The following is a 15,668-nucleotide window of genomic DNA, read 5'->3' as shown; positions in this document are numbered from 1 at the left end:
TATTTAAATTTTGGTAGTCCAAACCTGTAATTTGTACAAAGGGTAACTGAAAACAAGGAATATAAGGGCAAATTGGCTACTTTTTAAATCTTGTAAAACCGCACCCACTAAAAACAAAATGGAACATACCAATAAAAAATAGGGCACAAATGGAAAGCCCGGAACTTTAAATGGTCTTGCCAAATGGGGTTCGGTTTTTCGAAGCTTAATCAGTGAAGCAAAACCTGCTGCGTAGCTCATAACGAAGAAAAACGTGGCAATATCCGATAAAACCCCACAGATTTCTTTCCCCGATATGATGAGTAAAATAGAACCAATACTGGTCAAGGGCATAGCTACCGAAGGTGTACCGGCTTTATTAACTTTTTGAACTGCTTTATGAAATAGTCCATCTCGGCTCATAGAAAATATGACTCTAGGGGCAAACATGGTTTGGGCATTGAGCATGCCAAGTATGGAAAGCATCAAGAAAAAAGTGACAATCTTGGCCGAATTTTCTCCAAATATTAATAAAACAGCATCTGCGGCTGCAAGTTTTGAATTGGCCAATAAATCCATCGGTATGACATACAGTATGGCGGCATTCACGAGTAAATAAATAACAATGACCATCAGAACTCCTAAAATCATCGATTTAGGGAGGCTTTTGGCAGGGTCAGCGTTTTCCTCAGAAAAATAGGAGGCGGTGTGCCAACCATCAAAAGTGTAAAAAATAGATTGTAAAGCCGCTATTATTCCAAAAAGTAGTGCCGGTTTCTGGACTTTCTCTGCAGTGGCTTTCAGTAGTGTGTAGTCTACGTTTTTGCCATAAACAAAACAAAGTATCACAAAAATTATCAAACCTACAGCTTTCAAAAACGAAAGGATTTCTTGCGATTTTCCGCCTGCCCAAGTACCTAAAAAGTGGAAGGAGGTTAGAACAACCAAAATGATGATGGCTATGATTTGTATATAGTTTTCTAGATTTGGCAATAGTAAAATAATATACTCGCTCATGGTGTAAGCTCCAAAGCCCAATGCTGCCACAGTCCCAAGCCAGCTTGTTAAACCCGTAATGAATCCAAAATAATTTCCAAATGCTCGTCGGGCGTACACATACCAAGATCCTGCTTGAGGAAGAGAAACACCGAGCTCAATGGCACACAAAACTCCCAAAAATGCATAAATACTTACCGCAATCCATATGAACATAATAATAATGGGGTCGCCTATCTGTGCGGCTATCGCCCCTGGTTTTCGCAAAATGCCTGTTCCTATGGTGCCTCCAATGGTCACGGCTATTCCAAAACCTACTCCAAGAAGCTTCAGTAATTGATTAGAAGTTTTGTTTGTCATAAAGTTTTTATTCTCTCGCAATATAAAAAGTAAACCTTTAAATAATATTTTTTAATACAAAGTCTTTGGTTTTTCGTATGTTTATAGAATGATATCAACGCGTTTCTGTAAAAAACCAAAACAATCTTTCGGTTTTTTGAGTTTTAGCAGGAAGAGTTATTTAAACATTTTTTTAACAAACAAAAATCTAAAATCATCATGATGAAAACTCTCCGATTATTAATGGGGCTGGTCTTTTTAGTTGGTCTGCAAACTTCTTATGGCCAACTAATGAAGGTTACCGGTAAAGTTACTTCCACAGAAGATGGAAGTGCCCTGCCAGGTGTAACTGTACAAATAAAAAGTACAAACAGAGGTACACAAACCGATGTTAACGGGGCCTTTTCTATCGAAGCCGGTCCTAAAGAAATTTTATCCTTCAGTTTTATTGGTTTACAACCCGTAGAGGTTACGGTTGGAAATCAAACGGTCATTAACGTAAATATGGCCAGCAGTGACAAATTTCTGAACGAAATAGTCGTAGTCGGTTATGGCCAACAGTCTAAAAAAATGAGTACGCAAACCATTTCGACTATTGGTTCAAAATCAATTGCCAACAGACCAGTGCTTGCTCCTCAGGATCTTTTGCAGGGACAAGCTGCCGGTGTTCAAATGGTAGGTTCTTCGGGTTTGTTGGGTGCTAACCCTGTTATCAGAATCAGAGGAGCGGCTTCTATTACGGGTGGTGGGCAGCCTTTGTTTGTAGTTGATGGTGTGCCTCTTAACGATGGAACCCTTTCTGCTGGTCAAGGAGCTCCAGTGGGTTTAAATCCACTTTTGAATATAAACCCACAAGATATAGAGTCAATGTCAGTACTGAAAGATGCAGCCGCTGTATCTATCTATGGTTCTCGTGGTGCCAACGGTGTAATTCTAATCAATACGAAAAAGGGGACTTCGGATCGTAAGACTGAAATTAATCTTGATACCTACACCGGATTCTCAAATGCTACTAACTTGATTCCGATGATGAATACTGAGCAGTTTAATACTTACTCAGCTGATTATAGAAAAGCTAGGAATTTAGCTGCGGTTACTAATCCAACGGACTACTTTGACTGGCCAACCAACGTGGTGCAACAAGGTAGAACCAATAATGTAAGTTTATCGGCAAGAGGTGGAAGTCAAAATACAACATTCTTTATAGGTGGTACGTATGCCACAGAATCTGGCTTCACTATCGGAAATGATTTAAGAAGATTGGCTGGTCGTTTGAATCTTGAGCATAAAGCAACTAAATATCTTACATTGGGTACCAACCTCTCGCTTTCGAACGTAGATATGGACAGAATTGGTGCGGAGAACAGCACTTTTGCTCCTCTTACCTCTTCTTACCTAATGCTTCCTTATGTTCTTCCACGTGATGCAGCTGGTAATTTTGTAAACACTGGATTTGTGCAGAACGTACTTGGTATAGAGGCTCTCAATACCAACCGTTTCGTGTCTAAAAGAACTACTGGTAATATTTATGCTGACTTCAAAATTATCAAGAATTTAACTTTCAGGACTGACTTTGGTATGGACTACAACTCGGGAGATTCAAAACAACGTCAGGTTGATTTGTTCACTCCAACGGGTTCAGCTTCTAGAGATTTTCAGTATGATAGCAAATGGCTAAGCACCAATACACTCAAATACAATACAGGTTTCGGAAAGAGTACAATTTCTGCTTTGGCAGGATATAGCTATGAAACAGCTCTTTTTGATAGGATTTTGGTGGCCGGTACAGGATTTGCATCAGACGGACTTCCTAACGTAGTGTCTGCCGCAACTCCAACATCTACAGTTGAAGAACGCTCTGAATGGGCGTTGGAGTCGCAGTTTGGTAGATTTAACTATGGTTTTGACAACAAATACCTTTTTGAGGCATCGGTTAGAAGAGATGGGTCTTCAAGGTTTGGAGCTGACAATCGTTATGCCTTGTTCTATGCAGTGAGCGGAGGCTGGGTAGTTTCAGAGGAGAAATTCTTGAAAAACCAGAAATTCATAAACTTCCTGAAACTAACGGCGAGTTATGGAACTGCTGGTAACGATCGTATCGGTAATTTCTCTTCTCTTGATCTCTATGGCGGTGGTGTATTGTCTGATTACGCCGGTTCACCTGGGCTTAGACCTACGCAAGTTCCAAACAGAAGTTTGACTTGGGAAGAAACGGCTCAATTGGATTTGGGAATCAACACTACCTTTTACAAAAACATGTTTACATTGTCAGTAAACTACTTTGATAAAATTACGTCTGGTATTTTGTTAGATGTTCCTTTTCCTTTCACCACTGGTTTTGCTAGTGCCTCAAGAAACATCGGTAAAATGCAAAACAAAGGAGTCGAGGTTGATTTGAATGTCAATATCATTAACAAAGGTGATTTAACATGGAGTTTCGGTCTTAATTCAGCTTATCTGAAAAATGAGGTATTAGAACTTCCTGACGCCTCAGTAGATGCCGATGGCAACAGATTTGTGGCTGGTTCTGGAGCCCAAAGAGCAGTGGTGGGTAGAACTTTAAATGAATTTTTCTTGGTAAAAGGTTTGGGTGTGAATCCTGCCACTGGAAATTATGAGTGGGCAAGTAAAGATGGCACTCCAACCACTACCTATAGTGCAAACAACAGAGTGTTCACAGGATCGGCTATACCAAAATGGACAGGAGGATTTAACACCAATGTAGCATATAAAGGTATTGACTTCTCTGCTCAGTTTAGTTACACTTATGGTAACAAAGTTTTGATTGACGGTTTAAGATTCACCGAAAATATGAACCCTGCAGCAGGATTCAACAAATCTACAACATTGTTAGATTATTGGAAACAAGCAGGTGATGTGGCTTTTGCTCCAAGTTTGGCTAGTACAACGGCACCTTTGTTCAATCAATTGTCGACTTTGCAGTTGCAGAACGGTTCATTCTTGAGACTTCGTAATGCAAGTTTAGGGTATACTATTCCGGCCAAATTGGTGGAGAAAGCAAAAGCCTTCAGAAGCGTGAGATTGTATGCTTTGGGTCAAAATCTTTGGTTGCTAAAAGATAAAAATTTTAGAGGTCCAGATCCTGAGGTTTCGGCTAACGGACCTAACAACCAGATCTTGGGAGAGTCATTCTTTGCATTGCCTCAGGCTCGTACAGTTACTTTTGGATTAAATTTAGGATTCTAAAATCATCAATTATTACCGAATAGAAGATATGAAAAATATAAAAATTTCGATATTAGCCTTTTTGGTTCTTGCTAACCTTAGCTGTTCAGATAGACTAGAGTTATTGCCTGAACAATCACTGGCAGGTTCTCAAGCTTTTTCAAGTGCGGCCAATGCCGAGGCCACTCTACGTGGCGTTTATTCACAAACCCAGTTATTGGATGTTTTTGGATCAGGGCCTCAGATCATTTATGACTTTCAAGCAGACAACACTGACTTTGTTGGTTCGTTTCCTACTTTGCAGGATATAAATGCCTATGTCACTACTTCGCCAAATGCAACTTTACAGGCCTACTGGCAAGTTCACTACAGAGTAATAAATGCAGCAAACTCTGTGATTGAAAATGTACCGAACATAAAAGATCCGAAGCTAACGCCAGAGATATCTAAGCGATTGGTGGCTGAAGCTAAGTTTTTGAGAGCTATCACACATTTCAATCTTTTGCACATGTTCGCTCAGCCTTATTCCGTTCAAAGTGGTGCAACACCCGGAGTGCCTTTGTTGTTAACTAGCTTTACAGGGGAAATTACATTTCCTGCAAGGGCAACAGTAGCAGCCACTTACGAGCAAATTAGGAAAGATTTGAACGAAGCTCTTACAGATTTGCCAGCAGTTACTACCCCTGCCTCAAGGGGTAGAGCGACAAAAGGAGCGGCTGCAGGATTTTTGTCTAGACTTCACCTATACAAAGGTGAATATCAGCTAGCTGCAGATTTTGCCAATCAAATAGTTGGAACGCCTGCCTCTTACGCATTGGCCACAAACTACTCTTTTTACGGAGCTACTCCTACTGCTGAACATATTTTTGCTATCATCAATAGTGCAACTGACAATGGTCGTACGGGTTCTGGTGGATGGGCATCTTACCACAGACCTGCTGCCAACGGTGGTAGAGGAGACTGTGCCATGACTGCGAGTCTTGAAACTTCTTTCAAAAAAGAAGAAACGGATAAGAGATATGTAGACTTAAGCACAATGGTGACAGCAGCTGATGGTCAGAGAAAAAGAATGACCTTGAAATTTCAGGATGCTGCAAATAACACAGATTTGGCTCCTCTGCTTCGTACATCAGAGGTTTATTTAACTCGTGCCGAGGCATTGGCAGAGTTGAATGGTATCAACGAAGAATCATTGAAACTTGTAAATGGAATTCGTTCTCGTGCAGGTTTACCAGCTTGGACAAGCACTACATTTACAACTAAAGAGGAGTTTGTATCGGCAATTTTGGAGGAGAGAAGAAAAGAGTTATGTTTTGAAGGTCACCGTAAAATGGACCTTCAAAGACGTGGACTGCCACTTCGCACAACAGGGCCTCAAGCTGCTTTGGCTGTATTTGGTGGACAGAAAACGGTTCTTCCATTACCGCAAAGAGAAATAGATTTGAATAAAAGCTTGGTACAGAACGCCGGTTATTAATTCGTTATTTCCAATAAAAATGCAGAGGCTATGTAAAGTCTCTGCATTTTTTATTTCAGCACAACTTAAATTTGGCAAGATTATTTTTCGAAATTTCAATGCAATTTTTTCTATTATTCAAGATTACTTCATTTGGAAAAACAACTCCAAATATTCTGCCTTTTGAGCTCCCGTTTTATTTTCTGAAACCTTTTCTGAACATACCCTACAGAATCTCGGTAAAGCTTAATTTTTGCTTGTTGTTTGAAAATTTGATTTCTCTAAGTTTTGTATTTTCAGACTAATGTTAATTCTTTTTTTGCCAAAGTTTCTTGGTGTTAAATTCTAGATTTTTGGAATTTTATGGAAATACTTGTCCTAAAACCCATAAAATATTCTGCTGAAAGGATTCACTTTCTACTATCAGGATTGCATTTTGTATTAAAATGTCATTAGAAAAAAGTTAGAAAAAAATTAGAATTTCGAAAATAGTAAACATTTCGTCTACAGACTTGCCCGAAATTTTAGATTCGTTTGTTTAGTTAATTTTTGGACTTTTACTTTGCAGGGTTTTTGAAAATTTAACAAACTAATAACAATTCAATTATGAAGAAAACTCTGCTTCTTATTTTGGGGCTGTTGTTTTTCATGGGTTTTAGCGAGTCATTCGCTCAATCAAGAAAAATAACAGGTAAAGTCACTTCCGCAGAAGATGGCTCAGCTTTGCCAGGTGTAACTGTGCAAGTAAAAAGTACCACCAGAGGTACACAAACAGATGCAAATGGAGCTTTCTCAATCGAGGCCGCATCCAACGAAACTTTGGTTTTTACCTTTATCGGAATGACTCCATCGGAGATTTCTGTGGGTAACAAGTCTATTATCAATGTAACATTGAGCAATGATGATCAACAGCTTGAGCAGTTGGTAGTTATTGGTTACGGCACTGAGAAAAGAGCAAACACCACGGGCTCCTTGACTTCAATCAAAGGGGACAAAATTTCTGGATTAATTACTCCGAACTTCGCTAACCAATTGGGTGGTAGAGCTGCTGGTGTCCAAGTTTCGGTACCAAACGGTTTATTGGGTCAGGCTCCAAGAATCAGAATTAGAGGTACCAACTCTATATCATCAGGTGCAGGTCCACTTATCGTTATTGATAACGTACCTGTAGCTACAAACCCTTATGGTGGTGTTGGTCCATCTGACCCACTTTCTGACATCAATCCAAATGATATTGAGTCGTTTGAGGTCTTAAAAGATGGTGCTGCTACTGCAATATTTGGTTCGAGAGCTGCGAATGGTGTGATTTTGATCACCACCAAAAAAGGTAAGGGTAATAAAGGAAAAATGGCGGTTAATTATGACGTAAATTTTGGTCAGAATCAGGCCGTTAGCAAGTTGGATTTGTTAAATGCAGCTGATTTTATTACAATAGCCAATGAGAAATATACCAATGCAGGTCAGCCTATTCAGGCTGTAGCTGACGGAAAAGGTACAGACACAGACTGGCAAGATGTTATTTTTAGAAAAGGAATGGTTCAAAGTCACAATTTGTCTCTAAATGGAGCAAATGACAAAACCAACTATTTCTTTTCGTTGGGTATGCTGAATAACGAAGGCTCTATTGTTAGTAATAACATGAAGCGTTACAATTTTAGAGCTAATCTAGACCATACCGTAAATAAGTGGTTGACATTAGGGACTAACTTAAGCTATACAAATAGTCAATTTACAAACTTGAACACTGGTTCCAATGCACTTTCTGGAAACGTTATCGGTGCTGCGAGATTACTTCCAAACGTTTCTCCTTTTGATGAAACAAATACTCTGTTTGAAGGATACAATGTAACACCAGACGGTGCTGCTTTGGGAAGAGGGGCCAACTTGCGTGCGGTTGACAATAACTTCACTAATATCGCCTTTGTGTTGGCAAATAACAAGTTTGTTACAAACAACAATCGTTTGATAGGAAATGCATATGGCGAAATCACCATTATTGAAGGCCTAAAATTAAGGTCTCAGATTGCAACTGACCTTTTGACTCAAGATGATTTCCAAAGTTTAGATTCACGTCATGGAGACGGAAGGGGTGCCAATGGTACCATTTTCCACAGATTCCGTCCTGTTCAACTTTGGAACTGGCAAAATACTGCTAGCTACAACAAAGCCTTTGGCAAACATTCAGTCAATGTAGTAGCTGGTTTGGAGTACCAAAAAAGAACTTCGAGATTCTTCGATGCACAAGGTCAAGGATTCTCCGAAATATTTTTCCAAGAAAACAACCTAATTAGTGGAAGCTTCGGTACACAATTGTCAGGTGGTGGATTTATACAAGACGCATTCGACTCTTATTTTGGTAGAGTAAACTATAACTATGCTAGCAAGTATTATTTAAGTTTAACTGCAAGGAACGACGGTTTGTCTTCTCTGCCATTGGCTAACCGCAGAGGCACATTCCCTGGTGGATCAGTAGCATATCGTATTTCGGAAGAAGGATTCTGGAAAGATAGTAAATTGGCTGAATACATTTCAGACTTCAGAGTGAAAGCGTCCTATGCAGTTGTTGGAAATACTAACATCGGATTTTTCCCTTATTTAGGAACTTTCGGAGCGGCCCAGTATGCTTCTCAAACTGGTATTGCATTTGACAACACGGGTAACCCTGACTTGAAATGGGAGAAAAGTACTAAAACTAACTTCGGTATTGATTTAGGTGTACTTAACAACAGAATTAAAATTGGTGCTGATTATTTTACCAACAAAGTATCTGACCTCGTATTATTTGCTCCAACAGCCAACTCTTTAGGTGTACCCGGAAACGGTATCAACAAAAACGTAGGTGCAATGGTGAACAAAGGAATCGAGCTTTCCATTGATGCTTCTGTCTTGAAAAAAGGTGCGTTTGAGTGGGATATGAATGTTAATTTTTCGAAAATTAATAACGAAATCACCGCTCTAAACAACAACGAAGACATCATTGGTACTTATCACATCAACAGAGTTGGATATTCTATTGGTTCGTTCTTTGGATATACTTCTGCTGGCGTAAACCCAGCAAATGGTAACCCTATGTGGTACAAAGGTGACGGAAAAGGTAACTTAACTTCAACCATTGTTCAGTACAATATTGCTGGTAACAACTACAGAGAATTTAATCCAGCCGAACCAAGTGATGTTTCTAAAGCTTCTACCTTGAGTGCGACCACAGATAGAATTATACTTGGTAACTCTAATCCACTTTGGTTAGGTGGATGGTCAAACAACTTCCGTTTCAAAGGATTTGATTTCGAAATTTTCTCAAGATTCCAAGGCGGAAATATGGTAATGAATGTTACGAAACAAGAAACCTTACTAAATATGGGCTTCCAAAACAACGGACAGATTATCATGGACAGATGGACAACAGCTGGACAAGTTACTGAAATTCCAAGGGTATGGACCGGTCGTGAAGCTGCCATCAATACTACAGGTGCAGCATCTACAAGATTTTTGGAGAAAGGTGATTTCTTCAGAATCCAAAATATAATTTTGGGTTACAGATTGCCTGCAAGCTTACTTACCAAAATAGAAAAGGCGGGTATCAGAAGCCTAAGAGTGTATGCTCAAATCCAAAACCCATTGATATTTACAAAATACAGTGGTTTGGATCCTGAAATTAGCACAAACACGGGTAACAGTGACTTTGGAGTGGATGCAAATGCCAACCCAATTATCAAAACTACGTCAATAGGAATTAATCTTGGACTGTAAAACTTCAAATTTTAGAAATCATGAAATTAAAAAATAATATATTGAAATTTGGTTTGGCAGCTGGACTTTGCGTTTTAGCAACTACTTCTTGCCAAGACCTAACCGATTTACAGCCAGCCGATTCGTTTTCAGAAGCGTCGGCATTTACATCAGCAAAAAGAGCTGAGTTGGCTGTTATAGGTATGTACAACGCAGCTCAGTCAGGTAGCTATGCAGGTGGTGCCGTTCGTGGATATCCATTTGGTGCGGCATCTATTCAGCAAGGTGACATGCGTGGAGAAGACATGGTGAATCAGGCCTTATTTTTTGCCATCACCAATGAGGCAACTTATACGCCAACTACGGCCAACAACGTGTGGATGTGGAATACTTTATTTGCTCTTATCAATCAAACCAATATTACTATTGAGGGTGTCCAAAAGGCAGCAAAAGATGGATTGATAACTAACGAAGCAGCTTTGGCCTATGAAGGTGAAGCGAAATTTTTAAGAGCATTGGCAAATCATGAATTGCTTTTAAATTTTGCAAGACCATACGCTGACAATAAAGGTGCTTCAGCTGGTGTTCCTATTCGTGATTTCGCTGTGAACTCACCAGCAACAGTTGAAAAGGCTGTATCTACAGGAAGGAATACTGTAGCAGAGGTTTATGCCTTCATTTTGAAAGACTTGGACTTCGCCGAAACCAATCTTCCAGCACTGAGAACGGGTAATCTTAAAATAGTAAGAGCTTCTAAAGGTGCTGCTATTGGATTGAAAACTAGAGTGAAGCTGCACATGCAGGATTGGAGCGGAGTGGTAACAGAGGCAAATAAAATTGTTTCTACTGCCGCACCATTTACTAGTCCGATAGGTGCTTACAAATTAACAGCTACGGCTGATGGTCCTTTCAAGAACACTTATTCAGAGGAGGCATTGTTCTCTATTGAAAACAATGCTCAAGACAATGGTAGCGTGAACGGTGCATTGGCTGCTATGGCTGGAAATCCGGCACTGGGTGGAAGAGGTTTGATTGTAGTCAGCCCAATAATTTTTAATCATCCTGCTTTTAAAGCTGAAGATGCTCGTAGAAATTTAATGGTAAATAATGGAAGAAGTTACTATACTACAAAGTATACCGACTATACCAACCGTTCTGATAATGCTCCAATATTGAGATATGCCGAAGTATTACTTAACCTTGCAGAAGCTGAGGCAAGAATTGGTGGAGTTTCAGCGAGAGCCATTAGCCTTTTAAATGCAGTTAGAGGTAGAGCAATTGCTACAGGTACTTATGCTGCGGCTGATTTTGCGGCAGGTAAAGATTTGATAGGAGCCATCTTAAATGAAAGACGAATTGAGTTTATGGCCGAAGGTCGTAGATGGGCTGATATTCATCGCTTGGCTTTGGATGCAGACTTTACAACCAATGGAATTCCTTCCAAGATGGCATTCGGGAATGCAACATTTGCAACTTATAATTTTGTGACTAATCCTACATTGGTGAGAAACATACCAACCGTACCATATGCTGATTATAAATTTTTGTGGCCGATTCCTGCAGATGAGTTAGCCAGAAATCCAACTTTAGCAACGCAGCAGAATCCGGGATATTGATTTAGTTGTGATTTGATATTTTTGAAAACGTCCAATTTATTGGACGTTTTTTTTATGCCCAAAAACAAAAAAGACCTCAGCAGGGCCGAGGTCATTTTGATTCATCATAGGTTCTATTAAATATCTTTCTTACTTGAGTAATGCAAATTTATGCAAAGTTTTTTTATTTATACAAACTTTATGTGCAATATTTTGCAAATATTTGCAAGTATTTTCAAAAAGTACTACTTTTACCTCAATCGGTTCATTATTATCAGATTAAAGAAGTCCAAAGATGCTTAAAGAAGAAAGACAACAACTCATATTGGATCATTTGAAAACGGCCAAGAAAATCAACTTGGGCGATTTAAGTAGCATGCTCACAGTTTCTTATGATAGCGTTCGCCGTGATGTTATTGAGCTGGAGGATAAAGGACTTTTGAAAAAAGTCCATGGTGGAGTTGTTTCCAATAGTTACCTCAATATCCTGTCAGGTCAAAGAAAAGGAGTAAAAAAAGGTGGAGATTTAGAAATCGTGATAAAAAAAGCCATTTCTTTTTTAAAAGATAATCAAATCGTTATTCTTGACGGGGGCACAACTAATTTCTTTTTGGCTGAACAAATACCAAAAAATCTCACGTTAACAGTAATAACCAACTCACCACCACTGGCAATGGCTCTCAATGAACACTCCAACGTAGAGGTTATACTGCTCGGTGGTAGATATTACAAAAGATATCAAATAGCCATGGGGCCTGAAGTGAGTAATCAACTCAAAAGATTCAATGCAGATATTTACTTTATGGGTGTAAATGGATTGGACGTAGACAAGGGACTAACACTCAGAAATTATGAAGAATCGATTCTTAAGCAACAAATGATGGCGTCATCGAAAAGTACGATTTGTTGCGTAGTTGAAGAAAAAATAGGAGTGGTGGAAGCTTACCAAATTTGCCCCTATACAAAAATTGATAAGTTAATTACGAACATTGAACCTGATAGTATTGAGCTCCTAGGATTTGATGGATTGGAAAAGGTTTAACGTTTATTTCTTTTTTTGTTAGAATGGTCTGACGAAAGTCGGACCTGTAGAGTAAGTTTTCACTAACAAATTATACTTTCAAAAGGCTGCAACAGGCAGTCAGCCGAGCCAGAGTCATATTAACAGCTTTTTCAAGCGGATTTCGCTATTCATTCATTATACTCAGAAAATCATTAACCTAAAATACCCCCACTTTAGTAACCAAAGTGAGGGTGATTTGTATTGTGGCTATAAAGAAAATTAGAACCTAAGTCTCAGCCCTGCGAGGAAGTTGACTCCTGCTTGTGGGAATACAAAGTTTTCGGTAATCTTGCCTTCATATAAATAACTGTAGGTGTAGCCATTGGACTCATACTCATGGTTAAATATATTGTTGATTAATAAGCTGAAATTCAAATCCTTAAATGCCTTGGTTTTTGGAGTAAAGCCGATACGAAGATCATTCACAAAAAACGCATCTAGTTTTTTATTATCAGAGGAAGTATTGTCTAGGTATTGACTACCGACATATTTGGGTAAAAGACTAATTTCTAATGTTTTGCAGGGGTGAAAGTTTAGGCTACCACCCATTATCACATTTGGTGAAAATGAAATATCTGTGTCGGTAAGGTTATTTACTTCATCAGGAGTGCCATCGTAGCTTGGTACTACTTCTGTAAAATCTTGGATTTTGTTTTGACTAAATGTAGCATTGGCGGCCAGCGTAAATTTTTCCGATATTTTTCCGGAAATTTGCAATTCCACACCTCTTCTAAAGCTTTTCTCTACATTGGTTCTGATGGCCTCACCTGTAAGGTTTACTTTTCCGGTTAGTACCAGCTGATCTCTGTAGGACATATTATACAATCCAATTTCACCTGTCCAATTGCCTCTGTTGAGTTTTATTCCACCTTCAAAATCATTCAAATGTTCGGCTTTAGGCAGATTTCCTGGGTTGTCAACAAAGTCTTGGCGACTAGGTTCTTTACTGCCTTTGGCATAGCTAAAGTAAGCTGAGGCAGAGGGATTAAAGGTATAATTTAATCCAAGTTTGGGATTGAAGAAGGCATATTTGTTGGAGGAATTAAACATTTGATATGGATCCAAAGAGCCTTTGGTTTCGAAGTTTACAGTTCTGTATTGTAAATCAAGGTAAGAATCTAATTTGCTCGAAAGTGCATAATACAATTTTCCATATATGTTAAAATCCGTTTTCACACTTTCGTTTTCGTAAAAACGATGCCTGATGTTGCTCTCAGAGGCAAATTTAGACCAAATAACCTCTCCAAAATGATCGCCAAGGTACTGGTTCCAGCCACCGCCAATGTTTCCTTTTAATTTTCCAGAACCTTCATAATCTAGCGACCAAACTCCTCCGAAGAAATCATTGTCAAGCCATCTTCTCCTGATGAGGTCTGTTTCCGTGATTACCATTTCGCCTATTGTTACTGGTTTGATGTTATAATCCTCCAGGTTTTCGCCATACTTGAACTGCTCGTAGAAACCTTTCCCTTTGGTGTAGTGAAGGGTAGGGTTAAACCTCCATTTTTCATTCAGTTTCCATGATGAAATGAGTTGGTAATTGTCCTGCTTATAGTCGTCGACCTCGTTTTCGTAATTGTAAAAATTAAATCTTCTACCACTTGCGAGCATCTGTTGCTTGAAGTTTTCTTCGTAGAAATTTCTTGCCACAAAATCGTCTATTCCTTTTGAATCGCCTTTTGCAAGAGCTTCTGGTATTCCGTTCCAAGCTTGGTAGGTTTTTTCGTGCCCAGAGAAGGCATTGAATCTAATGAATGAATTTTTAAGATAATATCCCCCAGAGAGATAATAGGATTGAAGATTCGAGGAGGCTCTATCCACAAATCCATCAGAAACTATTCTGGAAAGCCTGGCGTCAAAAACAAACTTCTCATTTAATAAGCCTGTAGAGGCCAAAAAGTTGGTCTTCAGCGTATTAAACGAACCTGCCGACACATTTACCTCACCGAAAGCTTCGCGGTTGAGTTGGAGGGTGTTTACATTTATACTACCTCCAAACGCACCCACACCGTTGGTAGATGTACCTACGCCACGCTGGATTTGAATACTTTGCACCGACGATGCAAAGTCTGGCATATTTACCCAATACACACCTTGCGACTCGGAGTCGTTATAAGGTATGCCATTGAGCGTAACATTGATACGGGTCGGGTCAGTACCTCTAATGCGTATTCCAGTGTAACCTACACCTGCACCGGCGTCGGAACTTACCACCACTGATGGCATTTGGTTCAGCAAAAAAGGCAAGTCTTGCCCAAGGTTTTGTTTCTTGATATCTTTTTGAGAAACATTACTAAACGACATCCCTGAGTTTTCTCTTGCTCTGGTGGCGTTTACCACTACTTCGTTAAGTGTTTGAGCATCAGTAGAGTCTTTGCCTTTTTGGGCAAAAAGCATAGTGCTTGAAAAATGGACCAAGAGTCCGATGAAAGATAGAATGGTTAATTGTTTCATAACAATTTTTTTTAAAATTATTACGAAGCAGAAAAAGGAGCAAAATACTGTCTTCGGGCCTAATGGCCTTGTTAAACTTAATTTCACTATTGAAATTTCTGAGCAACGATGCTTTTTAACCGGTATTATTAGCAAAGTTTCGGCTCAAATCCCTTCGTCGGTACTAACCGCATCAGGTTCAATGGGTATGATCTCAGCCCGTTGTTTTCAGGCACCCCTTTTATGAGATTTCGGGTGCAAAGGTAGAAATGATTTTGGTAATGTCAAGCAGTTTTTTTCCTATTCGCCATACCCAAACTTAAGATTCCGCCCGCAGTGAGGTAATGGAAAATATCAATGGTGAGGTCACCTTTGCCAAATATTTGTGTTCGGAAAGTTCCTAAGGCAAAAAATGCAACTCCGATTAATAGCCAAACAGAAACCATGGTTTTTCCTTTGGTAAAGCCCAATATGGCCAAAATTACAACTAAACTCATGGCGACAATTGGTGTATAAGCTCCAATTTTGGTTAAACCAAAACCCTCTGAAAGTGCGAAAAGGAAAAATCCTATGGTTAACAAGGTATAACAGGCTATTTTAGATAAATCGCTGCCCGAAACCAAGGCAAAAGTAGCCCCTACGAGTCCAACTCCACCAGTGATGGTGGCCAATTTTTGGAAGAATAATGATATTGGATTGGCGTCAGGGTAACCAGCGAAAGTAATGGCACCAAAAATGGCAGCCGCGGTAACTGATAAAACGAATGATTCCCAAAGAACTGTGCTGGTGAGATTGAGTTTTGAGAGATAAACAAAAAATACATAAATACCGATTGCAGCCAAAATGACATCAGAAATTACGTGGCTTATTTGCATAGTTTTATAAGGTTTAT

8 protein-coding genes and 1 riboswitch are annotated in these 15,668 nt (G+C 39.3%); of the genes, 5 read left to right on the top strand and 3 right to left on the bottom strand.

The window, feature by feature from the left end; translation table 11 throughout:
• Window positions 1–3: 3 nt before the first annotated feature.
• On the bottom strand, window positions 4–1,335 hold the full coding sequence (locus EGI31_RS07415; RefSeq protein WP_255036564.1) for an APC family permease: 1,332 nt from the start codon (window positions 1,333–1,335) through the stop codon (window positions 4–6).
• Window positions 1,336–1,533: 198 nt separating this feature from the next.
• On the opposite strand from EGI31_RS07415, the gene EGI31_RS07410 reads away from it, so the two are divergent.
• The 5 genes from EGI31_RS07410 to EGI31_RS07390 all read left to right on the top strand — a co-directional run bounded on the left by EGI31_RS07410 (window position 1,534) and on the right by EGI31_RS07390 (window position 12,322).
• Window positions 1,534–4,521, top strand: coding sequence for a SusC/RagA family TonB-linked outer membrane protein (locus EGI31_RS07410; protein ID WP_255036563.1), 2,988 nt, complete (start codon window positions 1,534–1,536; stop codon window positions 4,519–4,521).
• Between the two features lie 28 nt (window positions 4,522–4,549).
• Entirely contained in the window at window positions 4,550–5,977 is a 1,428-nt protein-coding gene (locus EGI31_RS07405) for a RagB/SusD family nutrient uptake outer membrane protein (RefSeq protein WP_255036562.1), read from the top strand.
• A gap of 585 nt (window positions 5,978–6,562) precedes the next feature.
• Complete coding sequence (locus EGI31_RS07400) at window positions 6,563–9,706, top strand: SusC/RagA family TonB-linked outer membrane protein (RefSeq protein ID WP_255036561.1); 3,144 nt, start codon at window positions 6,563–6,565, stop codon at window positions 9,704–9,706.
• Between the two features lie 20 nt (window positions 9,707–9,726).
• Window positions 9,727–11,301, top strand: coding sequence for a RagB/SusD family nutrient uptake outer membrane protein (locus tag EGI31_RS07395; RefSeq protein ID WP_255036560.1), 1,575 nt, complete (start codon window positions 9,727–9,729; stop codon window positions 11,299–11,301).
• A 274-nt stretch (window positions 11,302–11,575) separates the two neighbouring features.
• Window positions 11,576–12,322 (top strand): DeoR/GlpR family DNA-binding transcription regulator, encoded by a 747-nt coding sequence (locus tag EGI31_RS07390; RefSeq protein ID WP_255036559.1) that lies wholly within the window; start codon window positions 11,576–11,578, stop codon window positions 12,320–12,322.
• Between the two features lie 240 nt (window positions 12,323–12,562).
• Here the strand turns inward: EGI31_RS07390 and EGI31_RS07385 are convergent, their stop codons facing one another.
• Together EGI31_RS07385 and EGI31_RS07380 are read right to left on the bottom strand one after the other, a co-directional pair.
• The gene (locus EGI31_RS07385) at window positions 12,563–14,797 is read right to left on the bottom strand and encodes a TonB-dependent receptor (protein WP_255036558.1); all 2,235 of its coding nucleotides are present in this window, start codon (window positions 14,795–14,797) and stop codon (window positions 12,563–12,565) included.
• Window positions 14,798–14,929: 132 nt separating this feature from the next.
• A riboswitch (TPP riboswitch) is annotated at window positions 14,930–15,026 on the bottom strand.
• Window positions 15,027–15,060: 34 nt separating this feature from the next.
• Entirely contained in the window at window positions 15,061–15,651 is a 591-nt protein-coding gene (locus EGI31_RS07380) for a hypothetical protein (RefSeq protein WP_255036557.1), read from the bottom strand.
• Between the last annotated feature and the right edge of the window lie 17 nt (window positions 15,652–15,668).

Source organism: Lacihabitans soyangensis (assembly GCF_024343775.1).
Classification (GTDB): Bacteria; Bacteroidota; Bacteroidia; order Cytophagales; family Spirosomataceae; genus Leadbetterella; species Leadbetterella soyangensis.
This window is presented reverse-complemented; position numbering and strand designations above follow the sequence as displayed.

Bases quoted from the DNA above. Each gene is read 5' to 3' on its own strand.
- EGI31_RS07390 (WP_255036559.1), top strand. From the start codon at position 11,576: ATGCTTAAAGAAGAAAGACAACAACTCATATTGGATCATTTGAAAACG.
- EGI31_RS07410 (WP_255036563.1), top strand. From the start codon at position 1,534: ATGATGAAAACTCTCCGATTATTAATGGGGCTGGTCTTTTTAGTTGGT.
- EGI31_RS07415 (WP_255036564.1), bottom strand. From the start codon at position 1,335: ATGACAAACAAAACTTCTAATCAATTACTGAAGCTTCTTGGAGTAGGT.
- EGI31_RS07395 (WP_255036560.1), top strand. From the start codon at position 9,727: ATGAAATTAAAAAATAATATATTGAAATTTGGTTTGGCAGCTGGACTT.
- EGI31_RS07405 (WP_255036562.1), top strand. From the start codon at position 4,550: ATGAAAAATATAAAAATTTCGATATTAGCCTTTTTGGTTCTTGCTAAC.
- EGI31_RS07385 (WP_255036558.1), bottom strand. From the start codon at position 14,797: ATGAAACAATTAACCATTCTATCTTTCATCGGACTCTTGGTCCATTTT.
- EGI31_RS07380 (WP_255036557.1), bottom strand. From the start codon at position 15,651: ATGCAAATAAGCCACGTAATTTCTGATGTCATTTTGGCTGCAATCGGT.
- EGI31_RS07400 (WP_255036561.1), top strand. From the start codon at position 6,563: ATGAAGAAAACTCTGCTTCTTATTTTGGGGCTGTTGTTTTTCATGGGT.